The following is a 26517-nucleotide window of genomic DNA, read 5'->3' on the forward strand; positions in this document are numbered from 1 at the left end:
CCTTATCGCCGGTCGCCGCGGAAGGCCCCGAGCTCGGCCGGGCGACGGCCGGTGACGATGTAGTCGGCCATCGCCCGGCCGCTCGCCGGGGCGAGTGTGATGCCGAGCATCCCGTGCCCGGTGGCCGCGTAGGCGTTGGGAGTGCCGGGGACCTGGTCGAGCACCGGCAACCCGTCGGGGAGCATGGGCCGCCCACCCACCCAGGGGTCGCGGATGAGCGCCATCAGGTCGTCGGGGGTGTCGTACCACGGGCCGAGGTAGTCGCGGCTGGCACGGGCGATGGCCACCACGCGCCGCCAGTCGAGGCGCCGGTTGTTGCCGCTGAGCTCCATCGTCCCGGCGATGCGGGTGCTGCCCGCGATGGGCGAGACCGCGACGTGCTTGTCCCCGAGGTACATGGGGTGCTCGGGGGCGGGGTCGAGGTCGACCGAGAAGCTGTAGCCCTTGCCCGCCTGGAGCGGCATTCGCATACCGAGGCCGCGCAGCAGATCCGCCGACCAGGACCCGGCGGCCACCACCACGGCGGAGCAGTCGAGATCGCCCTCGGCCATGCGCAGCGCGGCCACCTGACCGCCGCGCGTGCGGAACCCCCGCACGGCCGCGTGCTCGGTGATGCTCACCCCGGCCTTGCGCAGGTGGGCGGCGAGCGACTCGACGAAGGCCGTCGGGTCGAGCACGCCCTCCCCGCGCACGCGGTAGCCCGCGGTGACCTTACCGCCGAGCGCGGGATCGAGGTCCAGCAGGTCCCTGCCGGTGAGGATCTCCTCGGGCACGTCGTACCCCGCCCAGGTCATGGCACGCTGCGTGCGGTGGAAGCGGGTGGCCTCCTCCATCGAGAGGAACGCGTGTACCAGGCCTGGTCTGGTCAGGGTCGTGTCGACCCCGGCCGCCGCCAGCTCTCCGTACCGGTCGAAGGCGGGCTCGGCGAAGCGGGCGACGGCGGCGTAGCCCCGCTCGAACGCCTGCCTGGTGCTGCTGCGCCGGAACTTCAGCAACCAGCGGGCGAACGCCAGCGTCGGCTGTGGCCGCACGTACAGCGGGGAGTCAGGACGACCGATCGAAGCGACAGCGTACCGGACGACGCCGGGCGCGGGCACCGGCGCGGAGTGGCTCAGGCAGACCCAGCCCGCGTTGCCGCGTGAGGAGCCGCCGCCGACGGGACCCCGGTCGACGACGTGCACCTCCGCGCCCTGCCGCCGCAGGTAGAAGGCCGTGCAGAGGCCGACGGCGCCGCCACCGATCACGACCACGGGCAGCGCGCTCACCGTACCGGCCCATAGGAGGCGAGGAAGGCCTTCGTCCGCGCCTCGCGCGGGTCGTCGAGCACCTTCTGCGGCGGCCCTTCCTCCACGACGCGACCCCGGTCGAGGAAGGCCACCCAGTCGGAGATCTCCCTGGCGAAGGGCACCTCGTGGGTGACGATCAGCATGGTCATGCCGTCGTCGGCCAGGGTGCGCATGACACGCAGCACCTCGCCGGTCGACTCGGGGTCGAGGGCCGAGGTGGGTTCGTCGAACAGCAGCACCGCGGGCTTGAGCGCGAGCGCCCTGGCGATGGCGACCCGCTGCTGCTCGCCGCCGGACATCTGCTCGGGGAAGGCGAGCGCGCGGTGCGACAGTCCCACCCTGCGCAGGAGCTGTACGGCCGTCGCCACCGCCTCGTCCTCGCCGATGCCGGCCGCCTTCATCTGCGCGAGCACCACGTTCTCCACCGCGGTCAGGTGAGGGAAGAGATGGAAGCGCTGGAAGACCATGCCGACGCGCTGGCGCAGCCTGGCCAGGTCGCCACCCGCCGGGTGGATCCGTTCGCCGGCCAGCTCGATGATGCCGGCGTCGGGCCGTTCCAGCAGGTTGACGCAGCGCAGCAGGGTGCTCTTGCCCCCGCCGCTCTGGCCCAGGATGCTCACGATGTCGCCCGGCCGTACCTCCAGGCTGACCTCGTCGAGCACCCGGCGGTCGTCGAAGGACTTGATCAGCCCGTCGATCCTCACGAGCGGTGTCATGAACCCTCTCCCAGCAGTGCGCGGGCCTTGCGCAGGCGGCGACGCCTGCCCATGAGCAGCGGCGAGCCCGCCCTGACCCGCCGTTCCAGCCAGAGCAACGCCTGCGACAGCGGATAGCAGAGCGCGAAATAGATCGCCGCGATGACGAGGTAGACCTCCAGCGCCCTGAAGGTGTCCGAGGTGATGAGCTGCGCCTGGGTCATGAGCTCGGCCGCCGAGATCGTCACCAGCAGCGAGGTGGACTTCAGCAGGTCCACCAGCATCGTGTTGGTGCCGGGCAGGGCGAGCCTGAGCGCCTGCGGGAAGATCACGTGGGCGAACGTGCCGAGCGGGCTCATGCCCAGAGCCTGAGCGCTCTCCCGCTGGCCGCCGTCCACCCCGGCGAGGGCGGACCGGAAGATCTCCGACAGGTAGGCGGCGTAGAAGACCACCAGGCTGAGCGCGCCCGCCTCGATCGCGCCCAGCCGGACGCCGATCGAGGTCAGCCCGAAGTAGGTGACGAAGATGATCGCCAGCAGCGGGATGTTCTTGAAGACTTCGGTGTAGATCGACGCGGGCAACCGCACCAGACGCGATCCGCTCAGCCGCATCAGCGCGAGAAGCAGCCCGAGCACGACCGCTCCCGCGAAGCCCAGCACCGCGTACTCCACGGTGCGCAGCAACCCCTGCAGGAGCGCGTCGGTGTAGTCGGACCAGGGAACCTTGAACACGTCGCGCCTCCGTTACAGGCCGGGCGGCTGCCAGTCAGCCGGGCGATCGACGCCGCGCCGCTGCTGGGCCATCCACGGTGCGGGCTTGAGGAACTGCTGGGCGTCGCCGCCGTACTTCTTGATCAGCGCGGCCATCTCGCCGTTGGCGTACATGCCTCTGATCGCCTGCGACACCGCCTGCTCCAGCTTGGGCTCCTCCTTGGGGATGTAGAAGCTGGTCATGTACGGCCGCAGGTACTCATACGCCGCCTGCTTCTTCACCTCCTCGTCGGTCGGGGCGGTGAGGTAGCGGGTGCTGAACCGCATGTCAGGGCGCTTCTGCTGGGTATAGATGATCAGCAGCGGGTCGAGGAAGCCCACCTGGATACGGCCGGCGGACAGGTCGTTGAACACGCCCTGCGCGTCGGGGTAGGCGTGCAGTTCGGCTCCGGGGATGGCCTGGATCGACTTCACCCAGACGTAGCCGGTCACGGTGCCGAGCGGGAGTCCTTTCAGGCTCGCGACCGTGGCGTACTGCTTGTCGCCGTGCACCGCCATCGCCGGCGGCGAGTAGTAGGGCGGGTCGGTGAACAGGCCCTGCGTCTGCCGCTCCTTCGTCCACGCGATACCGCCGATGGAGATGTCGACCCTGCGGGCCTGCACGTTGCCGAGCATCCCGCTGAAGTCGGTGACCTGAGGTTCGAGCCGCAGGTTCAACTTCTTCGCGACGGCCTGGAGGATCTCGCTGTCGATGCCCACGAGGTCCTGGCCGCGGACCGCGGTGTAGGGCATGTACGGCTGGACGGCGACCTTGAGCACGCCCGGTTCGATGGTGTTGTAGGAGTTCGCGACAGTTTTGTCGGATCCACACCCAGCCAGGACGTTAATCGCGATCAGTGCGACTATAACGCCGCTTTTCCGACTCATGGCGACCTCTTTCCGATATGTCCCCCAGAACTCGTATTGCGCCCACGGTAGACGAGCTTCACCTGAGCGTCATTGGACGATAAATTCATAGTTAGCGGGATATTTCGGTTCTTTGTCGTACGATTCGCACGATGGAGGTGGCGCGCATGTCACAACCCTGGCCACCGGTCCTCACGCCCACCCTCGCCCAGGGGATCGCCGGCGACACCAGCGAGATCATCGGCTTCAACGTGCTGATCACCGATCCGGATGGCCTGGTCATCGGCAGCGGCGACACCCGCCGCATCGGCTCCTTCCATGAGGCGTCGGTGGAGGTCATGCGCACCCTGAAGTCCGCCGCGCACTCCGCGGAACAGGCCCGCCGGCTGCAGGGGGTACGGCCCGGCATCACGCTGCCGATCATCATCGACGGCAGGGCGCTGGGCACGGTCGGCATCACCGGCTCCCCGGCCCGGGTCCAGCGCTTCGGGCTGGTGGTCAAGCGGCAGACGGAGATCATGCTGCAGGAGTCGATGCGGCTGCGCTCCAGGTTGCTGCTGGAGCGGACGGTGGAGGACCTGCTCCGCGACATCGCGCGGTTCGACCCGGACGTGGTCAACCCCGAAGACCTCGTCGCGCGGGCCGGTGAGCTCGGCTACGACCTGCGGGCCGAGCGGACCGCGGTGATCGTCGACGTCGGGGAGGGAGCGCCGAGCCACGACGGATCAGGCATCCGCTCGATGCTGCTCCGGGCCATCCGCGAGACGTTCTCCGGCTCCCAGGACCTCGTCGCCGCGATGACCTCCAGCCGCTTCGCCGCGCTCCCCCGCCTGCCCGCCGGCACCGACTTCCGCTCGCTCTGCCTGCCGCTCGCCGGCCACATCCGCCAGCGGATCGGGCTCCGGGTCGGGATCGGCCTCGGCGTCGCGGCCGACTCGGTCCCCGGGCTACACGACTCCTACGAGGACGCGGCCACGGCGCTGCGCCTCGGGCCGCGCGTCCATGCCGACGCCCAGGTCCACTCCATCGGCGACCTGCGCGTCCACCAGCTGCTGGCCGCCGCGCCGCGCAGGGCGCGCTCGCGCTTCGCCGGCGTCTCCACCGCCGGGCTGAGAGCCCGCCCCGACTGGCCGATGCTGCGCCAGACCGTCATCGCGTACTGCGAGAGCGGCTTCAACCTGGTCCGGGCCGCGGCCGCCCTGAACATCCACCGCAACACGCTGCTCTACCGCCTGGACAAGATCTCCCAGCTGTCAGGCCGGCCGGCGGATGATCACCGGGGCCGCCTCGCCCTGTACCTGGCCTGCGTGGCCGACCAGATAGAACCCTGAGGGGGCGGACGGGATCACTTCAAGATGGTGCACTCGGTAGTCCCGCCGCGGCGGGGCAATGGGGCGGTGGTCCAGCTCGGATCGGCCCCTTCGTCCTATGCCCGACACACTCGCATGCCGCGCCGCCGCCCAGGTCACCTCGTCGGCCGGACTCGAGCCCAGGCCGATGCCGCCGTGAACAAGCCGCCGTCCGACCTTTCCTGGCGCGTCCTCGGCAACGCCTGACCCGCTGCTGGGAGGAGCGGGTCACGGGCGAAACCGAAGACGAGCGATCTTGACGTGGGACGAGGCGCGGCGACCGTCGCAGCGTGGAGGAAGAGCCGAACGAGCCGCGGCGATCGTCGCAGCGTCGAGAAGAGCCGAAGGGGTCAGCGGAAGTCGGCCACGTGATCCCGCGCCCATTCTGCGAAGGTCTGGGCAGGGCGTCCGGTGATTCTCTCGACGATGACGGAGGTCTCGGGGGCGGCCTTGGCGCCCGCCGCCCACGCGCCCATGATCGCCTCCACTCCCATCGCGGGCATGGTCCTGCCCAGGTCGGCTCGCGCCTGTTCGGGTGTGACCACCTCGATCGGGATCTTCCTGCCGATGGCCACGCCGATGTGTTCGACCTGCTCGCGCAGGGTGAGCGCCTGCGGCCCGTACACCGTGTACGCCTGCCGCCCGTGTCCGCCCTCGGTCAGCGCCGTCACCGCGAGCGCGGCCATGTCCCGCTCGCTGACGGGAGCTGTCAGAGCGTCCGGGTACGGCAGTCGCACGGCCTCCCCGCCCTTGATCGCCCGTGTCCACCACCATCGGGTGTTGGTCGCGAACATCCCGGGCCGGATGAAGGTCCAGGACAGCCCGGACTCCTCCAGGGCCGACTCCACGATGCGATGCTCGCGCGCGATCGGATTGCGGTCGGCGCCGGGCTGCACGACCGCCCCGGACGAGAGCAGCACCACGCGCCGCACCCCGGCCGAACGGGCAGCCGCCACGAACGCCTCGATGCCTGCGGATTTGGCGTAGAGAAAGACCTGCGAGGCGCCTTCCAGCGCGGCGGGCAACGTTTCCGGCACATCCAGATCCGCCGCTATGTGGGAGGCGTCCGGTGTCCTGCTCGTCAGCCGGACCGGCACGCTCGAAGCGGTCAGACCTGCGGCGACATGGTGGCCGACGCTGCCCCGGGCGCCGAAAACAACCGTAACCATCGTGTAGTTACTCCTCTAATCCTCGGTGAGCAGTTTTATGAGTTGGGTGTGCAGAACCTGCCGGGTCTCAGGTGACAGTGGGTCACCGCCGAGAATGTCCCGGACGAACTGCGGCATCGTGATGGGCGCGAAGATGATCGCGTAGGCGGCCAGAAGCGCGAACGCGGGGTCGAGCCCGCCGCGGATCTCACCGTCCTCCTGGCGTCGGCGGGCCTTGGCCACCGCCGCCGCCATCGCCTCCCGCTGCCGCTCCGCGTGTCGCCTGCCCTCCTCGGGGTCGGTGAACGGGCAGTCGCCCAATGCCTGCCAGACCACGAGCCTGGCCCAGTCGGGCCGGTCGAGCGTCGCATCGAGATGCGCGCCGAGGGACTCGGCGAACGACGCGCCAGGCGGAACGATCTCCGACTGAACCTCCTGCCACCGGCGCCGGAGCTCGTCGAGCAGCCCCTGCTTGCCGCCGAAGTAGTAGGAGATGAGCTGCTGGTTGACGCCGGCCCGCGCGGCGATGCCCGCGGTCCGGGCCCCGGAATAGCCCTTGGCCCCGAACTCGGCGACGGCCGCGGCGAGGACGCGCTCCCGCGCCCCCTGCCCGCGCTCGTCCGGCTGCCGTTCCTCTGGCGACATGCCACTCATACTACTCAATCAATTAATTGAATGAACCATCGGGTGGGTGCGTGCCAAGCAGGCCGTCGGCGTCCGGGGGCCGCCGCCGCACGTGCTCGGCATGGCCATGGACACGGCGCCAAGGCATCAGGTCGGGCCGTCTGGCGACTGGGACCGGGAGCGTAGCCCACATGTACGTGGGCTTCCAGAAAGCGGACGCTACCCTCGCTCGGGGGAGGCCGCGCGAACGGCCGGAAGGGCGGCTAACGTCTCCCTTTTCCGCCCTGCGACGATCAGCCTGATGAAGAGCCGACGTTGTCGGTTCGGCTAGCTACCGCGGGCCTCGCCATTGTCGATCGAGCAGAACAAGGGGTGCGGATGGAGACCGTGCACGAATGGGCGCAGCTGGATGACTTCATCTGTATCACCTGGGTCTCTGGAAGCGCGCTTCAAGATATCGTGCGCGTCTTCGGCGTCCGCGATGATGTGGCGCAGGCCCCGGCCGTGACCGTTCGCGACGAAGCAGAAGACATTCTGGCAAGGCGACCGGTCGGACCACGACTGCTCACCAGAACGGGGCAAACATGGACGACCCTGCTGGAGATGCGCAGTTGCCGAGGCGCCGATGACGGGGTGCTGGCCGCTACGTCGCGCAGCGGCCAGGCACTGAACATCGTCGCCGACGAGCACGGCACCCACATCACGTATGCGATCAATGGACGCATCACCCATGCATTCGACGCCGAGGACGTCGGCAGGGAAGAATTCAGCGAAGATTCCGAGATGCGTGGCATCCAGGAGTGGTCGCGTGGTCTCGGCGTGGATGCACGGGAATGGGCGGTCCATCCGAAGTCCGCGGCCTTCATCTTGGCTGAGGCCATCACGGGAACGACGGTCGATGACTCCTGGGTGGTTGGTGACTGGATCGGTGTGCGACTCGGTGGCCCGCCGGTCATCGACGATTCGGTGGTGTTGCCCTACGAGGACATGAGGGAACTGGCTCGCCTTCGCCCCGACATTCGCGCCTTCGTCGATGCTCCAGGTGTCGACCTGATCCCGGCCATGAAGAATATGCTGGCCCGTTTCGGGGTCGCCAGGGCTGAGCTATCCCATCCCGTGATCATGGCGGCGCTAGAGGCTCTCGATGACCGGCCGTCCCACGAACGGCTCGAATTGTTGCGTGACGATCTTCGTATGCTCGATCAGGAGTTCAGGCAGGACGTCGACGCGGGGGCTGATGTCGAAACGATCGTCCGCTGGATTACCGCCACGCAGGCGCTCGAGGCCGCGCTCGATCCCAGCACTTCCTCACTGTCCTACCTGGCATGCGCAAGCCGTGTTAGGAGCCTGCCTCTCGCTGGTGAGGAACGGCTCATCCTGGAGACGTTCGACGTCATCAACGCACACGTAGACAAGAAGATACGGAGGCAAGATATCTAGCCATTCGGAGCAGGGCTTGATGAGCAGGCTGAAGTACGCCAGTGGCGGCAGTGCCCGCACGAACGTGACCGCCGGCTCCGCCACGACGCGGATCCAGGGCACCGTACCGAGGACGAGCCCGCCCGCCACGCCGATCGCGGAGAGCGTCAGTTGACGGTCACTCTGATCTCCGCGAACTCGTTCGCGGAGCTGGAGATCTTCACCCCCCACGTACCGCTGCTCACCGCCTTGGCCTTGATCAGGTATCTGCCCTTGCCCTTGGTGACGCTCTTGCGGTTGGTGCCGGATCCCTTGAAGAACAGCTCGGCCGTCTCGTTGTTGAGTGTGCTCCAGGGGTCGTTGACGCTGTCGCGCTTCTGCACTGTGCCGGTGTGCCGGACGGTCGTGTTCTTCGGGACCGACTGGCCGCTGACCGTGTGGGACACCTGGTACAGGCCCTTCTTCTCCACCTCCGAGTGCTGCTGGGCGCTGCGCGAGCCGCGCAGCGCCTCGGCGTCGGCGAACAGACCTCTCGCCGTACCGAGCGACCCGGAGCCGGGCGTCCCGGAGTCGGGCCTCCCGGAGTCGGGCCTCCCGGAGTCGGGCGTGCCGGAGCCGGGGAATTCCGCCCGCCAGAAGCCGGAGTTCTGGGCGATGACGACCGCCCTGAACTCCCCGTCCTCCCCCGTCTCCGTACGGGTGACCTCGGTCCACGCGAACTCCTGGTCGCCGCGGAACTCCAGCAGGATCGGCCGGCCGCCGAGTCCCGGAGCATCCGCTCGCAGGACGCCGGTGAAGGTCAGCTCGTCGCCCTCGGGCACCGGATCGGGAGCCAGGCGGAAATCGTCGATCCGCGTCACCGCGCCCGCCTCGGCCTCGGTCGCCACCGTGAAGGTGTCCTCCACGACGTCACCGCGCGCGCCGACCCGCGCCCGCCAGACCCCCACGGCCTTGACCACGGCCTCCGCCCGCCACAGGTCGCCGAACTCGCCGCTCTCGACGTGTTCGAACGCGAGCCGCTCCCGCTCCCCGCCGGGGCCGTACAGGAGGCCGTCGAGGCGGCGTACGCCGGCGGTCGCGACCTCGACGGCCAGCGGCGCTCCGGAGATCACCGGAACCGGCGTGATGTCGACCGACTCGATGACCCCGTCGTCACGCAGCAGCTTCCACAGGATCGTCCGCGGGGTGGTCCTCAGGGTAGCCATGCTCAGCACACCTCTCTGAAGGGGATCTCGGGTATGAACCTGGCCCACTCGGCCGGGGTCAGGTCGGCGCCCGCGCGGGCGCAGATCCGGGCCACGGCCAGGGCGGGGTCGACGGGGATGGCGTGGATCGTGCCGTCCGCCGCGATGCTGTGCAGTTGCCGGCCGTCGGCGGAGAATCCCAGGGCCAGCACGCCACCTGCGTGCGCCTTGAACGGATCGCCCAGAGAGGTACGGGCCGCCACGTCCCACAGCTGGACGCGGCCGCTGCTCCCGCCGGTGGCCAGGATGGCGCCGCCCGGCTGGAAGGCGATCGCCATGACCGTGTCGAACTCGCCTCGCCCCGGCGCCAGCCGCCCCAGCTGACGGCCGCCGAGCCCGTCCCACAGGTCGACGCCGAGCTGGCGGAAGCCGACCGCGATCGTCGCGCCGTCCGGGGCGTAGGCCAGCGACCGCGCCCCGTCGACGCTGCCGCCGAACGGCCGGTCGCGCAGGACGTTCCCGGCGGTGAGGTCGATGAGGGCGGCGTCACTGCCGCCGATCGCCAGGGTCTTCCCGTCGGGCCGGAAGGCCATCGCGTCGAACCCGTCCCTTGGCAGGTCCGCGAGCCGCCGGGCACCGCGGACGTCCCACAGTTCGGCCCGGCCCTCGGCGGGGGCCACGGCCAGGGTCCGGCCGTCGGGGCTGAAGGCCAGGCCGTCGATGTATTGGCGGCCGCCCACCGGCAGCCGCGCGACCTCGGTCCGGCTGGCCACGTCCCACAAGGTCACCGTGGTCGCCCCGGCCGATCCGGCCGCCAGCGTCCGGCCGTCGGGGCTGAACGCCAGGGCGTACGCGCCGTCGGCGTCATCGGCGGCACCGACATCGGCATCTGCGCCTTTGGCAGGGTCAGCGTCATTGGCGGGGTCTTTGACGGCGTCTGGGGAGGGGTCGGTGGCGGGGGCGGTGGCGGTGGCAGGGTCGGTGGCGGCGGCAGGGTCGGTGGCGGCGGGATGGCGGTGGCTGAGCGTGCCCAGTGACCGGCCGGCGGCGACGTCCCACAGCACCAGGCCGCCGCGCGTCTGCAGCGCGGCCAACCGTCCGGCGGGGTCGAACGCCGCCGCTGCGGCCGCGCCCGCCACATGGACGCCCGCAGTGAGGTCGAGCACCGCCACCGCGCCCCTGCCCAGCAGGTAGCTGAGCCGCGTGTGCCCGCCGTCGAGCCGAGCCGAGGGCATGCCGGAGGTGTCGGTCAGCGGGTAGTGCAGCGTCGGCTCGCCGGTCGCGACGTCCCAGACGGCGATGGCCGCGCGGTCGTACGAGATGAGCAGCCGCCCGTCCGCGCTGAACGACAGCCAGGCCGCCGTGATGCCGTCGACGAGCGAGTCCGGACGGAACCGCCGGCCGGCCAGGTCCCACAGCCGGATCTCGCCGCCCGTGGCGATCGCGGCCGTTCCGGGTCCGAAGGCGACCGCGCCGCCCGATCCCCTGACCCGGCGTCCCGAGCCCAGCTCCCACAGCTCATAGCGGGCGTCGGTGAAGGTGGCGGCGGCGTAGCGGCCGTCGTCGGACAGGGTGATCCGGTCGATGCGCTCGTCCCGCGTGCCCATGACCAGCTTGCCGGTACGGGTGTCCCTGACCTCGCCCCTGCCCTCAGCCGTCGCCAGGCCCAGCAGCCGCCCGTCGCGGCTGAGCACCGCGCCGAGCGCGGTCCCGGCGATGCGCGGGCCCGCCCGGCCCGTCGCGACGTCCCAGACGCGTACGCCATCCGGGCCGCACACCGCGACCTTCGTCTGGTCGCCGCTCAGGGCGATCACGCGGACGCCCGTACCCACGCCGTCGACCGTGCGGACAGTCCGGCCGGCCGTGCGCAGGCTCACCCGGCCCGCGTCGGCGACGGCCAGTACGCGGCCGTCGGCGCTGAGGTCGAACCGCGCGTCCGCCCCGGCGGCGGGCGGCGGCAGCACGGTCAGCTCGCGCTGCGCCAGCGCGCTGTACAGCACGGCCCGCGCCTCCTGGACCGGCGCGATCCGCCAGGCCGCCACGCTCAGCAGCATGGCCTTGACGGGGTCGGAGGTCTGGAGCGTCTCGGCGAGCATCGCGGTCTTGCGGGCCACCGCGATGTCCCGTTCCCGTACGGCCGCCGCCCCCTGCTCGACGGCCACGCCCGTGGCGGCCAGCGCGACGACCAGCATGACGGCCAGCGCCGCCATGACCTGCCGCCGGCGACGGGCCCGGACCCGGCTGTAGGCCAGGCCCGCCTCCAGGAAGGCGTTCTCGAGGAGGTTCAGCGTCACGTGCTGACGGCCCGTCGCGGCCCAGCTCAGCGCGGCCTCCAGGGAGCCGCCCTGGTAGAGGTCGCCGGTACGGCGGCCGTGCGCGTCCCACCGCTGGGCGGCCTCGCCGAGCCTGCGGTGGACGCGCAGCCCCGCCCGGTCGGCGTCGATCCACCCGCGCATCCGCGGCCAGGCGCGCAGCAGGGCCGCGTTGGCCAGCGACACGGTGTCGCCGTCGCGTACCACCAGCTCGGCCCGGGTGAACCCGAGCAGCACCCGGTCCAGCATCGGCGGATCGACGACCCCGTCGTCGAGCTCGCCGGCCGGCACCTTGCGCAGCATGTCCTCGGCGCCCTCGCCGGGCGTGACCAGGCGCAGCATGATCTGCGGCACCACCGCCTGGTCGGTGCCGCGCAGCCGCCGGTAGATCTGCTCGGCCACCAGCTCCAAGGGCGGCTGCGCGAGCAGGGCGGGCGGCCGGATCACATCGGCCGCCCGGCTGCCCTCGGCCAGCAGCGCCCGCGTCCCGCCGTCGTCACGCGGGACGACATCCCCGCCGCCTTCACGCCGGACGACATCCCGGCCGCCGACCAGGGCCAGCAGCAGGCTCCGGGAGCTGGGGCGCTCGCCCGGGTCCTTGGCTAAGGCCGCCGTGACCAGGGCGCGCAGCGGCTCGGCCAGCCCGGACACGTCGGGGGCGGCGGCGAGGATCTGGTGCAGCAGCCCCGCCAGGTTCTCGCCGGTGAACGGGTCGCGGCCGGTCGCCGCGTACAGGACGACCGCGCCCCACGCCCAGACGTCGACGGCCGGGCTCGCGCGCTGGCCGATGACGCTCTCCGGGGCCATGAACGCCGGCGTCCCGGCGACCTGGCCGGTCGGGGTGAGCGACATCTCCGACGTCCTGGCGATCCCGAAGTCGATCACCCGCGGGCCGTCGGGGCCGATCAGGACGTTGTCGGGTTTCAGGTCGCGGTGGATCACCCCGGCCTCGTGGATCGCGGTCAGCGCGGTGGCGATGCCGGTGGCCAGCCGGTGCAGGTCGTCCGGCCGGTACGGCCCGGCGGTCGCGACCGCCCGGCGCAGGCTGGGGCCGCCGACGTACTCGCTGACGATGTACGGGCGGGGGTCGCCGAGCTCGACCGACAGCACCCGGGCCGTACAGAAGGCCGACACCTGCCGGGTCGCCGCCGCCTCCTTGGCGAAGCGGTCCCGCAGCTCGGCCCCGGCACCGGGATGCAGCACCTTGATCGCCACCCGCTGCCCGGCGGGGTCGTACGCCTCATAGACCACACCCTGGCCGCCCTCCCCCAGCCGGCCTGCGAGCCAGTATTCACCGAGCTGGCGCGGGTCGCCGGGAACAAGGGCGGGCATGTTCTCGATGGTGCAACGGCTTCACGCCATCGAGAAGGGGTCCGTACGGCTCTCCTAGGTCGCCTCTTCTGAGCGCGCGGCCAGGGAGGTGTAGACGGTCACCTCGTCAGGCCGGACGAGGCCGTCCTGGATGGCGCAGATGAGCAGCTTCTCCTTGGTGGGCGCGGGCCGCCCCGCCGCCGCGTACTTGACGCGGGCCCGGTCGATGTACTGGCGTACGGTCCGCTCCTTGATCCCCATCCGCGCCGCCACCGACGCCTTGGACATCGACTGGAACCAGAACAGCAGCGCGGCCCGCTCCTTGTCCGACAACTGCGGCCGGTGCGGTCCCTCGTCGGTCGCGATCGCCTGCGCCATCGGCGGCGTCATGCTCGGTTTGTCGGCGGCCACCTCCAGGATGGTCTCCAGGCAGGACTCCCGCGTGGCCCGTCCCTTGCCGATGAACGCCGAAGCCCCGGCGTCCAGCACGGCGCGCACGATCTCCGGCTCCTCGTGCTCGGAGAAGACGATGACCCGCTGCCCGCCCCCGCATAACTCGGCGACCCGGTCGACGACCAAGGTGCCGTTGAGGTTGAGATCGAGCATCAGCACGTCGGCGGCCACGCCGCGGACGGACTCGATCGTGGACCCCTGGGCGACCAGGCAGACCGGGCCCGGCGGGCTGAACCACGACCTGACGCCGTCCACCACGACCTGGTGATCCTCCACCAGGGCGACGGTCACGGGCCCTGCCAGATGCTGTTGACCCATAACTCCCCTCCCTGCCGCTGATAGGTGACGACGACGCCGCTCGGCTCGTGTACCGGGGTGGTGCTGATGGGCAGATCATCATTGTCGGCCACGACCGCCACGCTCATCATGGTGGACATCGCGGACACGGTGACCCTGGCCCGCGACCTGGCGCCGTCCAGCGCCCGGATCGGCGCTCTGAGCAGGTCCTCGCGTACGCCCTCCGGCAGGTCTGGCAGGTTCTCGCCGAACGGCGGCGCCGTCACCAGGACCTGGCGCCGCTCGGCCGCGTCGATGCGCTCGCGCAGCGCCGACACCAGCGCGTCGGGCACGTCCTCCCGCTCGGTGATGAGGCGGCGCAGCCGCATGGCGCCGGCCGTGCAGTCGGCGCGGACGCGGGGATCACCGGGATCGGCGCCGTCGGCCAGCTGCTTCAGCAGCGACTCGGCCACGTCACGGATGGCGTCGTACCTGCGCAGCCGGTCGGCGTGGATGCGCCGGGCCGACACCCGCCAGGCGTCGTCCGCGGCGAGCCGGCGGGCCAGCAGCACCGCGTCCTCGGCGCGCACGCGCAGCGTGTGGCAGCCGGCCAGGTATCCGAGTTGGAGGGTGATGCTGCCGACCTCGACCATCAGGTACTTGGCGATGGAGACGCGGTCGAGTGTCCCGGTCGCGGCCATCGCCGCCAGCATGATGCCGGCGTTGGCGGCGAGGAAGACGAACAGCTCGCCCCGCCCGCGCGGCCGGTTCCACAGGAGCATGACGCCGAGCCAGCCCACCGAGCCCCAGCCCCAGTTGATGGGGGCGATCAGGTCCTTCGGGTAGCAGGCCACGATCACCGCGATGTCCAGGGCCAGCACGGGCACGGCGAGCTCGCGTCCCCGGGCCGGGCCGCTGGAGGTACGCAGCAGGGCCACCGCGGCCAGTACGGCGATCGCGGTGTAGAGCAGCCAGGCCGCCGCCGCGACGGCCGGGTAGCGGAAGTCGGACCAGCCGGTGATCGTGACCGTGAGGTCGTAGCCGGTGTGCCAGAGTATGGCGATCATCACGGCACCGATCGCGGTGTAGCGGGCATAGCGCTGCGCGACCTGCTCGATCTCTTCGGTCACGGCCGCCACCACAGGCTCACCCGGGTCCCCTGGCCGCCGGAGGAGATCTCGGCGCCGCCGTTCGGCAGGGACCGCATCGTGTCGATGATCGAGCCGCGTACGCCGAACCGGTCGGGCGGCAGCCGGTCCTGGTCGAACCCGCGGCCCTCGTCGGCGACCTCCACGCGGATCTCGCCGTCGCGCCTGCTGGAGAACAGCTCGGCTTGGTGTACGCCGGAATGCCGGGCGACGTTCGTCAGAGCCTCGGTGACGGCGCGGGCGAAGCCCTCCGCGACCTCTCCCGGCACCGTCTCCGGCATCAGGCTCCGGTGGACCTCCAGGCCCGTCACCCGCTCGGCCACCTCGTCCAGCAGGGCGTCCAGGGCGATGGAACCGGCGGCGGCGCGCGGGGTGTCCCGCAGTTTCTCCAGCGCCGACAGGTCGCTCGCCGCCTGACCGCGCAGGGTGGGCGAGGGCTCGTCATAGGTGCCCAGGCCGACCATCGTCAGCGTGTGCAGTGACGTCTCGTGGATGCTGCCGACCTGCCGCAACTCGTCCTCGCGCCGCAGCCGTTCCACCATGAGCGTGATCTCCCTGCGCGCGCTCTCCCTCAGGAAGGCGTCCGCCGAGGCGGCCGAGCGGCGCAGCAGCATCATCAGCACCACGATCGAGAGGATCTGTACGACGTGCGTCCCCAGAGTGATGCTCACGTCCTGGGGAGGAGAGGCGAGCCGGGCCCCGACCAGGTACGCCCCCGACACGGCCAGGCCGGTGGGGACGGCCACCTTGGGCGGCCAGGCGACCCCGGCGACGATGATGGTCATCGTGACCAGCCCCGCGATCCAGCTCGCTCCGTCCTCGAGCGCCTCCCTGGCCACGAGGTGACGCTGCGAGAGGCACAACGCGATGGTGATGGCCACGTCACCGGCGGCCAGCCAGGTGGGCAGCAGCTCCTTGCGCCACACCAGGCGGGCGAACAGCGCCGTCCACACGACGTCCACCGCCAGCATCGGCACCAGCCACGCGACGGAGACCGGCGGCACCGCGCCGAGCGCCGCGGCGACGACCGCCACCAGGCCCACGGCGACCCGGGCTGCCGCACCTGTACGAGCGATGGCCTGCTCCAACTGCCTGGCCGCCGAGTCGTACCTCGTGGAACCGGGGTGAGCCATGCGCCGTCCGCTCGCGATGGGAGCACAAAACGGGTCTCACGATAACGCACCGAAAGTGAACGGAACGGCTTTCTCCGGTCGTGGCGGCGGATGGGGTCATGGGTCCGCATTGCTGTTTCCTCGGGCCGGCTTCTCCTGCGGGATGCACCGCGTCCTACGCACCCTGAACCCCCGGCGGCCGCGCCGCATGACGGCCGATCGGCCGTCAGTCGTATCACCGCGCGCGAGCGTGTACTGGGGCGCGTGTCGCGATGACCGCGGCTACGGGGGCACATGTCGCGATGACCGCGACGAGAGGGGACCTCATGACCTTCATCGTGATCGCCATCCTGATCTCCTGCCTGTCCGTGATGGCGATCCGTGGTCAGCGAGGGACCTGGCCGCCCGGGATGCCGGTGGCTCGGCCGCGACTGTCGGCGGTCGGCGGTACGTACGAGGGCTCGCACGGCCGGCCGTCCGACGCGTACGTCATCCAGGAGCGGCTGATCGCGACGGCCAGCGGCTCGGTCAGCGGGCCGCTCGGTGAGCAGGGGGGCGGGTGGCTCGGCGGGCCACTCGGTGGTCCGCTCGGTGGGCAGGGGGGCGGGCGGATCGGTGGGCAGGGCGGGGGGCAAGGCGGTGGGCGGCTCGGCGGGCAGGGCCGTGGGCGGCTCGGCGACGCCTCCGTCGCCGCCGTGGCGCTGGGCGCCGTGGTCGCGGCCCGGCCCCGGTACGGCGCGGCGCGGAAGGTGGACATGGACGGCTGGGCCCAGGCGGTACACCGCTCCATACGCACCGCCGCCCAGTGCGACCCCGCCACGTCCGGCCTGGTCAGCACCCTGGACCTGATCATCCTGGACGCGACGGACACCCCGTGCCTGCGCTTCGCCCATGTCGGCGACGGCGCGATCTGGCACTGCCCGAAGAGCGCGCGGCCACAGCCGCTCACCACGTCGTACGCGTTGGACGACGGCTCGCCGTACTCGGTGGAGGACGGCTCGCCGTACTCGGTGGAGGACGGCTCGTGGTACTCCTTGGACGACGACTCGCCGCAGCGCGGGCTCGGCCTGGCGTCCGCCCTGTCTCCGCAGGTCGGCACCGTATCCCTTCGTCCCGGTGACCGCGTCGTCATCATCACGAACGGCGCGATCCGGGCGCTCGGCGCTTCCCGGATGACGGAGCTCTTAGCTGGCGGTCCGTCTCCTGCCGCCTGCCTGGACAGGGTGTTCGACGAGATGGCCGCCGTGGAGCCGAAGGACGACGCGACGGTGGTCATCGCGGACTTCGTCACGACCTGAGGCGTCTCGCGGCGACCGTGGGTGATCCCGCCGGTCCGCTGGCCCGCTGGTCCGCACCCTCCGCCGGTCCGCCCGGTCGACTGTCCGTCCGCCGGATCGACCGACCGGCCGTCCGCCCACCGATCTACCGACCTACCGACCGTCCGACCGTCCGACCACCGACCGTCCGGCCACCGTCCGACCGACCTACCGACCACCGTCCGTCCGTCCGTCCGACCGACCTACCGACCTACCGACCTACCGTCCGCCCACCGACCTACCGACCTACCGTCCGTCCAACCACCGTCCGACCGTTCGCCGGTCACCCGGGGGGAAGTGGCAGGATCTTCCCATGGACTTCCGGGATCGAGTTCGAGGCTGCCTGCTCGGTGGGGCGATCGGTGACGCGCTGGGGGCGCCGATCGAGTTCCAGTCGCTCAGGGAGATCCGCAAGCATCACGGCAAAGACGGCATTTCCGGATATATAACCGATTGGCGTGGCAAAAGTGGACTGATCACCGATGACACGCAGATGACGCTCTTCACCGTGGAGGGGCTCACCCGCGCCGAGACCCCTGCCAACGCCGTGAAGTCCGCCGACGCCCTGGAGTCGGCGGACGCCCTGGAGTCGGCCAACGCCGTGGAGTCCGTACGCCAGGCGTACCAGCGCTGGCTGGACACCCAGGACCATCCCGCGCCTCCGCCACCGGACGGTCCGCATCGTACGGGCCGGTTGCGCGAGGAGGGCTGGCTGTACTCGCGGCGGGCACCCGGAAATGCCTGCCTGTCGGGCCTGCACCGGCACTTCCCCGGCCCGGCGCCGCTCGGCGAGCCCGGCCCGGTGAACCCCGATTCCAAGGGGTGCGGAACGGTCATGCGCTCGGCCCCGTTCGGGCTGGCCGCCAGAGACCCTCGGGCCGCGTTCGAGCTGTCCGCCGCCTGTGCGCAGATCACCCATGGGCATCCGACCGGTTACCTGGCCGCCGGGGCGTTCGCGGCGATCGTCGCACTCCTGGCAGCGGGGCGGCCGCTGGCGCAGGCCGTACAGGATGCCCTGGATCTGACGTCCGCGTACCCGCGGCACGAGGAAACGACCGCCGCGCTCCGCGCCGCGCTCGCACTGGCCCGCAGCGGCGAGCACACGCCGGAGGCGGTCGAGTCGCTCGGCGGAGCGTGGGTGGCCGAGGAGGCGCTGGCCATCGGGGTCTACTGCGCGCTGGCAGAGCCGTCGGTGGAGCGGGCGATGCTGCTGTCGGTCAACCACTCGGGAGACAGCGACTCCACGGGCTCGGTCTGCGGCAACCTCCTGGGCGCCGTACACGGCACCGCCGCGTTCCCGGCCACGTGGTCACGACCGCTGGAGGGCCGGGAGACGATCGAGCGCCTCGCCGACGAACTGTCGACCACGTTCGGCTGACCCGTCAGCCGCAGGCGGCCCTCCCCGAGCCCCGTCGGCTGTACGGCGGCCCTCCCAGGCTCCGTCGGCCGTGCGGCGGTCTTGCTCCCAGGCGTGGAAGCCAGGCGTGGGAGTCGCTGACGGGAGTCGTCAGAGGGCGTAGTTGCGTAGGACGGCGAGTGCTTTGGCGCCGTGCGGGCCCGTCGCCTTCAGCGTCGAGTCGGCGGGGGTCAGGCGGTGGGCGCCGACGCGGCAGAAGTCGGCGGCGGGGCCCGTGATGGTGGAGGCGGCGGCGGGGTCGCCGAAGCGCCAGAGCTCGCCGTCGGGTGCGGTCAGCTCACAGCAGACGGGCCCGCCCTCGACGCCCGCGACGTCGAAGGCGTACGGCAGGGTGCGGTGGCCGAGCCAGGCGATGTGGCGCAGGCGCGAGGTGTCAGGGTAGAGGATGCCGAGGGGCGCGGTGATGTCGTAGGCATGGGCCCAGTGCTCAGCCAGCCGGGTGGTGGCCAGGGTCGCCGGGGACAACGAGGTGGCCACCCAGGACAACCGGGTGCCCTTGGGCTGGGCGCGCAGGGCGTCGGGAATGGCGAAGGCTGCCCTGCGCCAGCGGGCCAGGAGATCGGCCGGGGCGATGTCCCGCTGAGCGGCCACCATCGCGGCCGCCGCCGCGTCCACCCCTCTGCCGGACTCGCCTCTGCCGGACTCCCGGCCAGACGCACCGTTGGTCGCGGGCTCCCGACCCGATAAGCCGTCGCCGGTGGCGGGCTCGTGCCTGATCGTGACGTCCTCGCCCGCGAGCGAGGCGGCAGCGCGTTCCTCAGCCTGGGCAAGGTGGAGGACCACGTCGGAGACGGTCCAACCCTCGGCGGCCGACGGGTGGGACCACTCGGCGGGGGTGAGACCGGCGAGGACGGTGTCCAACTGCTCGTACTCGGCCTTGAGGTCGTCGAATATGTCCGTCATAGGCAACCACAATACCGAATAATGTTCTGCCGTGGGCGAAAGGCGTCGGGGCGGTCGGTGGGTCAGATCAGGCCGAGGTGGCGGGCGCGGTTGACGGCCAGCAGCCGGTCGTGGCAGCCGAGCTTGCCGTAGACGTTCTCCAGGTGCTTGCGGACGGTGCGGACGCTGATCCGGCGCAGGCAGGCGATCTGCTGGGCGCTGAGTCCTCTCGCGACCAGGGTGATCATGTCCAGTTCGCGGCTGGTCAGGCCGGCGCGCAGCCGCATCTCGTCGCGCTGGGCGCTGTCCCCTTCCGGCGTGACTCCCGACGTTCCCGGCATTCCCGCCGACCTCGACACTCCCTGTGACTCCGGCGACCCCGGCGCTCCTAGAGCTCCCGGTGCGTAGATCCGGTCGAGCAGTGTCAGGACCGGCTGCAGTGCCCGCGCCACCTCGACGTGGGTCTGGCTGAAGTCGTGGCCGGAGCGGTTGACGGCCCAGCCGCGGCCGCCCGACGGCAGCCACGTACCGACGACGATGGCGAGCTGGTGCCGGGCCCGCATCGGGACGAACAGCTCGCGGTAGACGCGGTGCGACCGCCAGGCACGTTCGGCGAGGCAGTCGCTGATCCGGCGCGGGGAGACGTCCCCGGGGTGGTCGAGGTAGTGGCGGACGAGAGGGTGCTCGTCCATGACGGCGGCGAGCAGATCGACCGGGACCTCGGCCTCCGGCGGGTCGAACCAGAGCTCCACCGAGCGGCCGGGGAGGTCGAGACCTCTCTGCCCTCTGCCCTCCCTGACGGAGTCTGTGATCTTGACTATCTTGACCGCGGTGATCGTATTCCGAGGTCGGCGTCCGGGTACGAGGGTCAGCATGCCTGGTGACTTCATCCAAGAGGTACGTATCTACAAGTGCGGCACCACCTCGGACGGAGGTGCGATCATGTGCTCGGAAATAGGATGGGCCAAGGTTCCTTTCATGGTCATGGCCGCGGATTCCGACAATGGGACGAACATCGGGTGGCAGGAGGTCGGCCACTCCGATATTCACATTCCGCTGAAGAAACTCGTCTCGGTGATGAGACAACACGGCATAGACGTGCGCTATGACGAAGAGGAATTGGCCCGCCGAATCGGCCCAGCACCCGAGGCTGTCGACTATTAGGGCTCGTCTTTGCGCCAGCGGGCGCGCAGGTGGAACGCGGCCGTCTTGGGGTGGCGGTCGCGCGTGAACACACCCTTCTTGTTGCCGTCGACGCGGAAGACACCCGGTGTGGTGGCGAAGTCGGCGAAGTTCCACACCTGTTCGCCCACCACCGCGTCGACCCGGTCGAAGACCCGGTGATACACATCGAGCAGCTCCGCCTGATACTCCTCGGTCCACGGGTTGGGCACGATGCCGCGCAGGCCGGGGTAGGTGTCGGCACCGTACTCGGTGATGACGATGGGCTTGTCATGCAGCGCCGCCCACTGCCGCAGTTCGGTCTCCAGCGCGCTCTCGGCCGCTTCCAGGTCGCCGGGACCGAAGTACCAGCCGTAGTACCGGTTGAGCAGGACCACGTCGAACAGGTCGGTGACCACGCACTGGTCCGGCGGCGCGAGCAGCGCGTTGACGTAGGCCACGGGCCGGGTCGGGTCGAGGCGGCGGGTTTCCGCGGCGAGTGGGGCGAAGTAGTCGCGCGCTTCGGGTTGGACGTGGTCGGGTTCGTTGGCCACGGACCACAGCACGACGCTGGGACGGTTCTTGTCGCGCGCCACCAACTCCTGGAGCGCCCGCAGGTGGACGCGCTGGGTCTCATCGCTGACCGTGTCCGGGGAGAAGGTGAGCACCCGTTCGCCGGAGCTGAAGACACCTCCGCCGATGTTGCGGTTGAGCCCGACGGCCGCCGTCTCGCTGATGACGACGACACCGTGCCGGTCGGCGTAGTCGAGAACCTCCTCCGCGTACGGATAGTGCGAGGTACGGAAGGAGTTCGCGCCGATCCAGTCCATGAGGGCGAAGTCGTGCACCATCAGCACGTCGTCGTGGCCCTTGCCACGCACCGCCGCGTCCTCGTGCTTGCCGAACCCCTTGAAGTAGAAGGGGGTTCCGTTGATCAGGAACTGCTTCCCGCGTACCTCCACCGTGCGTACGCCCACCGGCTGGCGGTAGCTGTCGGTGACCTCCCCTGATGCGCTGAGCAGCATGGCCTCGAGTTCGTAGAGGTAGCCGTCGCCGGGTGCCCAGGGATGTACGTCGGGCACCCGCAGGGTGCCGACCGCACCTGTGGCGGCGGCCACCTCGGCACCCGAGGCATCGCGCAGCGACACGCGGACCGAGTCGGTCTCGCCGGCACTGTCCGCCCGGTAGCTGATGACGCCGGTGGTGTCGTCGAAGGCCGTGGTGACGGTGATGTCGCTGATGTGCTCCGGTGGTGTGGTGTAGAGCCAGACCGGCCGATGCAGGCCCGCGTAATTGAAGAAGTCGTGGAAGTATCGCTGCACCCGGCGGCCGTCGGGACGTTCCTCGATGATGCCCGGCGGGATCGTCGCCCAGCTCAGCTCGTTGTTGATCACGACGGTGACGCGGTTCTCGGCTCCCGGTCGCACGTGCGCGGTCACGTCCGCCTCGAACGGGGTGTAGCCGCCTTCGTGGGTGACGACCTCGACGTCATTGACCCAGGCGGTCGCGCGATGGGTGGCGGCGTCGAACCGCAGGACGATGCGCTGTCCTGTCCACTGGGCCGGTACCCACACGCTCGTCTGGTACCAGGCGTCGCCGACGTGGTCCCGGACCGTTACGTCGGGATAGATGTCGTTGTAGCTGGCCGGTACCGGAATGTCGACGGCTCCCGCCAGGGGCGAGCGCCACCAGCCTTCGGCGCGGCCTGCTCCCTCGGCGTCCAGCCGGAACCTCCACAAGCCGGCCAGGGAGCGGCGTTCGCGGGTGGGGCCGTCCTGCGGGCGAAGCATGGTCGATGCTCCTTTTCTCCGCGCGGTGATTCACGCGGTGGTCGAGTCATGCGGTGGTCGAGTCATGCGGTGGTCGAGTCACGCGGTGGTCGAGTCACGCGGTGGTCGAGTCACGCGGTGGTCGCGTTATTTGATGCCGGTGTTGGCGATGCCCTGGACGAACTGCCTCTGGAGGAACAGAAAGAGCACCAGGATCGGGGTGACGACGGTGACCGCACCGGCGAGCAGCAGACCGTAGTTGGTGCCATTGGCGCCCACCGAGAACAGGGCGAGCGCCACCGGCAGCGTGTAATGGTCCTCGGTCTGCGCGATCACCAGCGGCCACAGGAAGTTGTTCCACTGGGCCAGGAAGGTCAGGATCGCCAGTGTCGCCAGAGCCGGACGACAGAGCGGGACGATCACCCGGAGAAAGATGCGGGTTTCCCCGGCACCGTCGAGGCGGGCCGCTTCGACGAGAGAATCTGGAATGTCATGGATGAACTGGCGCATGAGAAACACACCGAGCGGTGTCACGAGGAAGGGCAGAATCAACCCGAGATAGGAATTGCTCAGTCCCATGCCGCTGACGAGGACGAAAAGCGGCACGAAGGTGGTGGTGCCAGGAATGATCAGCATCGTGAGGACGAGGCCGAACAGCAGGCGCTTTCCGGCGAACTCCATCTTCGCGAAGGCGTACCCCGCCATGGAGCAGAAGAGCAGATTGCCCATGACACACGTCACGGCGACCAGCGCGCTGTTGAAGAAGTACAGGCCGAAACTCTGCTTCGCCAGCAGCAGTTCGAAGTTGTCCAGTGTCGGAGAACGGGGAAGCCAGGAGCTCGGATAGGCGACGATCTCCCCGGTCGGCTTGACCGATCCCAGGAACATCCACGCGAACGGTGCCAGCGTCGCGATCAGGCCGATGACGAGGGCGCCGTAGAGCATGATGCGGGCAGGCCGGATGCGTACGCCGATGCCGGACGTGGCCGCACCGGTGCTCGCGCTCGCAGTGGTCATGTCACGCCTTCGCTCGGAAGATACGGAATTGCAGGAGGCTGAGCAGCGCGATCGCGGCCACCAGCACGTACGAGGCGGCGGAGGCCGCGCCGTAGTTGCCGAAGCCGAATTGCTCGTAGGCGTAGTAACCGATCGAGGTGGTGCTGTCCAGCGGCCCACCACTCGTCATCACGAACGGTTCCTCGAAGAACTGCAGGTAACCGATGCTCAGCAACACGGCGACCACCAGCGTGACCGGTCGCAGCAGCGGCAGGGTGACGCTGCGGAACGTGCGCCAGCGGGTGGCGCCGTCAATGCGGGCCGCCTCCCGCAGTTCTTCGGGAATGGACTGCAGTCCGGCCAGGAAGATCACCATGGGGATGCCGAAGTGGCGCCAGACCGCCATGAGGATGAGCGCGGGCATGGACCAGTTCGGGTCGTTCAACCAGTCCGGGCCGTGGATTCCCACGACGGCGAGGGCGGAGTTGATCATTCCGTCCTCCTCGTAGAGGTACCTCCACACGACCGCTATCGCCACGATGCTGGTCACCACGGGCGCGAAGTACGCGACCCTGAAGAGTCCCTTCGCCCGCTGGATCCCGGAATTGAGTGCGACGGCGAGTCCCAAGGCGAGGATCATCGTCAGGGGGATTCCCGCGACGACGAAGTAGAGCGTGTTGAGGGCCGCCCGAAGAAAGGTCGGGTCCCCGAACAGGGTGGTGAAGTTCTCAAGGCCCACGAAGTTGACGCTGAAGGGCGCACGTACGTCCCGGTTCGTGATGTCCGTGACGCTCATCGCCAACGAGGAGAGCACCGGCCACAAGCCGAAGGTGGCGAAGAGTGCGATGAAGGGCGCGCAGAAGGCCCACGCGACCAGTGTGCGCCGGGAGTGTCCTGACATGGCCTGCGGTGGCCTGGCAGCCCGGCCCGACGAGGAGCGCATGGTGGCGGAAGAGGCCATCCCTACGCCCCGGTTCCGATCGCCGACGCCTTTTTCTGGATCTCCTGCAAGGCCGCTTGCGGCGAGGAGACGCCCTTGGCCACCTTTTCGAACTCGGCGTCCAGGACCGCGGTGACCTGCCGCCAGGTCGTGGTGTTCGGGCCGGGCTGTGCCGTCGTCAGCTGGGTGCGGAACACGGCCAGCGTCGCATCGGTCGCGAGCTTGCCCTCGTTCCAGGCCGACTCGACGGCGGGCAGGTCTCCGGACAGGTCGTACCAGGTCTTCTGGGCCTCAGCACCGCCCATCCACCGGATGAACTTCCAGGCGCCCTCCCGGTTCTTGGCGTCCTTGAACACCGCCCACTGTCCGCCGCCGATGTAGCTGGCGTTGGACTTCGACCCGGAGGGCAGCGGTGCGATGCCGACCTTGTCATCGACGAAGGACGCGCCTCCGGCGGATTTCAGCAGGCTCTCTTCCCAGGGACCGGCGATGAGCGCGGCGGTGGACCCGGCGACGAACTGTGGCTCGATCTCTCCCAGGCTCACCGGGCCGTTCGGGCTGGCGATCTTCGAGGAGATGAACGACCGGTAGAACTCGAGCCCCTTGAGCGCCTCGGGCGTGTCGAAGGTGAACTTGGTGCCGTCCTCGCTCATGATCTGGGCCCCGGCCTGCCACATGAACGGCACCACGCCCTGCCAGGTCGCCGTGGCACCGGTGGGCAGGGACAGTCCCCACTTGGCGCCCTGCTTCTGAAGGGCCTGGAGGAACGGGCCGTACTCCTCCCAGGTCTTGGGCGCGGAGACGCCGGCGGCCTTGGCCATGTCCTTGCGATAGAAAAGGGAGCGCGTTTCCACGTACCAGGGGACGCCGTACTCGGCGCCCTCGAACAGGGTGCTCTGGACGGCGCCGCGGTAGAAGGAGTTGTAGTCAACGAGCTTGGCCGGGACCTTTTCCAGCCCGCCCGTGGACGCGAACGCCGCGAGGTCCACCGCCCCCACCATGGTGGCGTCCGGAGTGTCTCCCGAGGCGATGGCGGTCTGTACCTTCTTGGCGTAGTCCTGCCAGGGGACCGCTGTCACCTGCACTTTCGCGCCGGGGTTCGCCTTGCTGAACTCGGCGGCGAGCTTGGGCAGGAGTTCGCCCTCCGTTCCCATCGCCCATACGGTGATGGCGCCGTCGGCGGGTTTGGCGTCGATCGGGGCGCCTGCCGCGGGCTGCTCCGCCGGGCGGGCGTCGGACCGGCCGCAGCCGGTCAGGAGCAGTGCGACGGCCAGGCCGCCGACGAGCGACTTCGCAATGGTTGAGCTGCACATTTGTGGTCCCGGTCCTCTCCACCCGAGGGAAGCTCCACCGCTTCCTCCGCAAGTCGTGGTGTGGGTGAGCGAGACGTTATCCCAAAAACCGAACAGTTGCCATAATTTCGTTGGGCGAATTCCCCCTGCGCCGGGCGCCGGGCCCATAGGGTTGATCGCATGACCGAAGAGACGGTGAGCCGACCCGGCACGCGGCGGGGCCCCTACGCCAAGAGCGCGCGCCGCCAGGCCGAGATCGTCGCCTCCGCGACGTCCGTCTTCTCGGCCCGCGGCTACCGAGGCGGGTCGCTGCGGGAGATCGCGAAGCAGCTGGACCTCAGTCTGACCAGCGTCGTCCATCACTTCCCCAGCAAGAGCGCGCTGCTCGTGGCCGTGCTCGAGAACGCCGACTCCGCGCACGCCGGCTCCTTCACCGAAGACTGCCGGGAGCAGGGGGTGGCGTACGCCGTGCTGCAGTACGTCCACCGCAACCTCGAACGCCCCGAGATGCTGAGGCTGCTCGCCCTCATGGCCGCGGAGTCGTCGGCCGCGGACCATCCGGCGCATGAGTGGTTTCGTGCCAGGTACGACAGGCTGATCGAGACGCTGGCGGTCGCCATCCGCCGCGACCAGGACGCGGGCCGCGTCTCCAACGGCAGGGCCCCCGAAGGCATCGCCGAGTCCCTGGTGGCCCTGTGGGACGGACTTCAACTCCAGTGGCTCATCAACCCACAGCGAGACCTGGTCGCGGCGATGAGGTCCTCATTGGCGGACCTACTGGAACCGCAACGGCAGAACTGAAAGTTTCACT

Annotated in this window: 24 protein-coding genes; 7 read left to right on the forward strand and 17 right to left on the reverse strand. The window is 70.1% G+C overall.

The features are described 5' to 3' along the window. Positions 1–2: 2 nt before the first annotated feature. The 4 genes from AB0B61_RS45255 to AB0B61_RS45270 are packed head-to-tail and all read right to left on the reverse strand — an operon-like array spanning position 3 to position 3510. The gene (locus AB0B61_RS45255; protein WP_358446360.1) at positions 3–1265 is read right to left on the reverse strand and encodes an FAD-dependent oxidoreductase; all 1263 of its coding nucleotides are present in this window, start codon (positions 1263–1265) and stop codon (positions 3–5) included. Continuing rightward, positions 1262–2002, reverse strand: coding sequence for an amino acid ABC transporter ATP-binding protein (locus tag AB0B61_RS45260; RefSeq protein ID WP_358446363.1), 741 nt, complete (start codon positions 2000–2002; stop codon positions 1262–1264). Before AB0B61_RS45260 ends, AB0B61_RS45255 begins: the two co-directional genes overlap by 4 nt. Continuing rightward, the gene (locus AB0B61_RS45265; RefSeq protein WP_358446366.1) at positions 1999–2712 is read right to left on the reverse strand and encodes an amino acid ABC transporter permease; all 714 of its coding nucleotides are present in this window, start codon (positions 2710–2712) and stop codon (positions 1999–2001) included. The genes AB0B61_RS45260 and AB0B61_RS45265 overlap by 4 nt, the downstream gene beginning before the upstream one ends. Positions 2713–2724: 12 nt before the next feature. Beyond that, complete coding sequence (locus AB0B61_RS45270; protein WP_358446369.1) at positions 2725–3510, reverse strand: transporter substrate-binding domain-containing protein; 786 nt, start codon at positions 3508–3510, stop codon at positions 2725–2727. A gap of 254 nt (positions 3511–3764) precedes the next feature. Here AB0B61_RS45270 and AB0B61_RS45275 point away from each other — a divergent pair, with 254 nt between their 5' ends. Beyond that, positions 3765–4928 (forward strand): sugar diacid recognition domain-containing protein, encoded by a 1164-nt coding sequence (locus AB0B61_RS45275; protein ID WP_358446372.1) that lies wholly within the window; start codon positions 3765–3767, stop codon positions 4926–4928. A gap of 368 nt (positions 4929–5296) precedes the next feature. On the opposite strand, the gene AB0B61_RS45280 is transcribed toward AB0B61_RS45275, so the two are convergent. Both AB0B61_RS45280 and AB0B61_RS45285 read right to left on the reverse strand, forming a co-directional pair. Beyond that, a complete protein-coding gene (locus tag AB0B61_RS45280) occupies positions 5297–6115 on the reverse strand; it encodes an NAD(P)H-binding protein (protein ID WP_358446375.1) in 819 nt (272 codons plus the stop codon). 15 nt (positions 6116–6130) lie between these two features. Then, a complete protein-coding gene (locus AB0B61_RS45285) occupies positions 6131–6739 on the reverse strand; it encodes a TetR family transcriptional regulator (RefSeq protein WP_358446378.1) in 609 nt (202 codons plus the stop codon). Positions 6740–7096: 357 nt separating this feature from the next. Here AB0B61_RS45285 and AB0B61_RS45290 point away from each other — a divergent pair, with 357 nt between their 5' ends. Both AB0B61_RS45290 and AB0B61_RS45295 read left to right on the forward strand, forming a co-directional pair. Further along, positions 7097–8158 (forward strand): hypothetical protein, encoded by a 1062-nt coding sequence (locus AB0B61_RS45290; RefSeq protein ID WP_358446381.1) that lies wholly within the window; start codon positions 7097–7099, stop codon positions 8156–8158. Positions 8159–8177: 19 nt separating this feature from the next. After that, on the forward strand, positions 8178–8312 hold the full coding sequence (locus tag AB0B61_RS45295) for a hypothetical protein (protein WP_358446383.1): 135 nt from the start codon (positions 8178–8180) through the stop codon (positions 8310–8312). Here the strand turns inward: AB0B61_RS45295 and AB0B61_RS45300 are convergent. Genes AB0B61_RS45300 through AB0B61_RS45320 form a run of 5 tightly spaced genes read right to left on the reverse strand, consistent with a single transcriptional unit; the run spans position 8305 to position 15954 of the window. Then, the gene (locus AB0B61_RS45300) at positions 8305–9342 is read right to left on the reverse strand and encodes a hypothetical protein (RefSeq protein WP_358446386.1); all 1038 of its coding nucleotides are present in this window, start codon (positions 9340–9342) and stop codon (positions 8305–8307) included. The two genes, AB0B61_RS45295 and AB0B61_RS45300, sit on opposite strands and share 8 nt — an antisense overlap. 2 nt (positions 9343–9344) lie before the next feature. Then, on the reverse strand, positions 9345–12965 hold the full coding sequence (locus AB0B61_RS45305; protein ID WP_358446389.1) for a serine/threonine-protein kinase: 3621 nt from the start codon (positions 12963–12965) through the stop codon (positions 9345–9347). Positions 12966–13019: 54 nt separating this feature from the next. After that, positions 13020–13715: a response regulator gene (locus tag AB0B61_RS45310; RefSeq protein WP_358446392.1), complete on the reverse strand. Its 696-nt coding sequence runs from the start codon at positions 13713–13715 to the stop codon at positions 13020–13022. Next, positions 13685–14803 carry a hypothetical protein gene (locus tag AB0B61_RS45315; RefSeq protein ID WP_358446394.1) on the reverse strand — a complete coding sequence of 373 codons (1119 nt, stop codon included), beginning with the start codon at positions 14801–14803 and terminating at the stop codon, positions 13685–13687. The genes AB0B61_RS45310 and AB0B61_RS45315 overlap by 31 nt, the downstream gene beginning before the upstream one ends. Next, positions 14800–15954, reverse strand: a complete 1155-nt coding sequence (locus AB0B61_RS45320) for an ATP-binding protein (protein WP_358446397.1) — start codon at positions 15952–15954, stop codon at positions 14800–14802. The genes AB0B61_RS45315 and AB0B61_RS45320 overlap by 4 nt, the downstream gene beginning before the upstream one ends. Positions 15955–16259: 305 nt before the next feature. Between AB0B61_RS45320 and AB0B61_RS45325 the strand changes: the two genes are divergently transcribed. Together AB0B61_RS45325 and AB0B61_RS45330 are read left to right on the forward strand one after the other, a co-directional pair. Beyond that, positions 16260–17231 carry a SpoIIE family protein phosphatase gene (locus AB0B61_RS45325; protein ID WP_358446400.1) on the forward strand — a complete coding sequence of 324 codons (972 nt, stop codon included), beginning with the start codon at positions 16260–16262 and terminating at the stop codon, positions 17229–17231. Positions 17232–17562: 331 nt separating this feature from the next. Beyond that, positions 17563–18627: an ADP-ribosylglycohydrolase family protein gene (locus AB0B61_RS45330; RefSeq protein ID WP_358446402.1), complete on the forward strand. Its 1065-nt coding sequence runs from the start codon at positions 17563–17565 to the stop codon at positions 18625–18627. Positions 18628–18756: 129 nt separating this feature from the next. Here the strand turns inward: AB0B61_RS45330 and AB0B61_RS45335 are convergent, their stop codons facing one another. Beyond that, a complete protein-coding gene (locus AB0B61_RS45335; RefSeq protein WP_358446405.1) occupies positions 18757–19569 on the reverse strand; it encodes a maleylpyruvate isomerase family mycothiol-dependent enzyme in 813 nt (270 codons plus the stop codon). 62 nt (positions 19570–19631) lie between these two features. Further along, entirely contained in the window at positions 19632–20423 is a 792-nt protein-coding gene (locus tag AB0B61_RS45340) for a helix-turn-helix transcriptional regulator (RefSeq protein ID WP_358446408.1), read from the reverse strand. Here AB0B61_RS45340 and AB0B61_RS45345 point away from each other — a divergent pair. Then, complete coding sequence (locus AB0B61_RS45345; RefSeq protein ID WP_358446410.1) at positions 20422–20712, forward strand: hypothetical protein; 291 nt, start codon at positions 20422–20424, stop codon at positions 20710–20712. The genes AB0B61_RS45340 and AB0B61_RS45345 overlap by 2 nt on opposite strands. On the opposite strand, the gene uidA is transcribed toward AB0B61_RS45345, so the two are convergent. The 4 genes from uidA to AB0B61_RS45365 form a co-directional block, all read right to left on the reverse strand. Next, positions 20709–22499, reverse strand: a complete 1791-nt coding sequence (uidA, locus tag AB0B61_RS45350) for a beta-glucuronidase (protein WP_358446412.1) — start codon at positions 22497–22499, stop codon at positions 20709–20711. The two genes, AB0B61_RS45345 and uidA, sit on opposite strands and share 4 nt — an antisense overlap. A gap of 126 nt (positions 22500–22625) precedes the next feature. Next, positions 22626–23495, reverse strand: coding sequence for a carbohydrate ABC transporter permease (locus AB0B61_RS45355; RefSeq protein WP_358446415.1), 870 nt, complete (start codon positions 23493–23495; stop codon positions 22626–22628). Between the two features lies 1 nt (position 23496). Then, positions 23497–24435: a sugar ABC transporter permease gene (locus AB0B61_RS45360; protein ID WP_358446418.1), complete on the reverse strand. Its 939-nt coding sequence runs from the start codon at positions 24433–24435 to the stop codon at positions 23497–23499. 2 nt (positions 24436–24437) lie between these two features. Next, on the reverse strand, positions 24438–25727 hold the full coding sequence (locus AB0B61_RS45365) for a sugar ABC transporter substrate-binding protein (protein ID WP_358446421.1): 1290 nt from the start codon (positions 25725–25727) through the stop codon (positions 24438–24440). 159 nt (positions 25728–25886) lie between these two features. Between AB0B61_RS45365 and AB0B61_RS45370 the strand changes: the two genes are divergently transcribed. Next, on the forward strand, positions 25887–26507 hold the full coding sequence (locus tag AB0B61_RS45370; RefSeq protein ID WP_358446424.1) for a TetR/AcrR family transcriptional regulator: 621 nt from the start codon (positions 25887–25889) through the stop codon (positions 26505–26507). Positions 26508–26517 lie beyond the last annotated feature (10 nt).

It is taken from the genome of Nonomuraea sp. NPDC049158, from assembly GCF_040648335.1.
In the GTDB taxonomy this organism is placed as follows: domain Bacteria; phylum Actinomycetota; class Actinomycetes; order Streptosporangiales; family Streptosporangiaceae; genus Nonomuraea.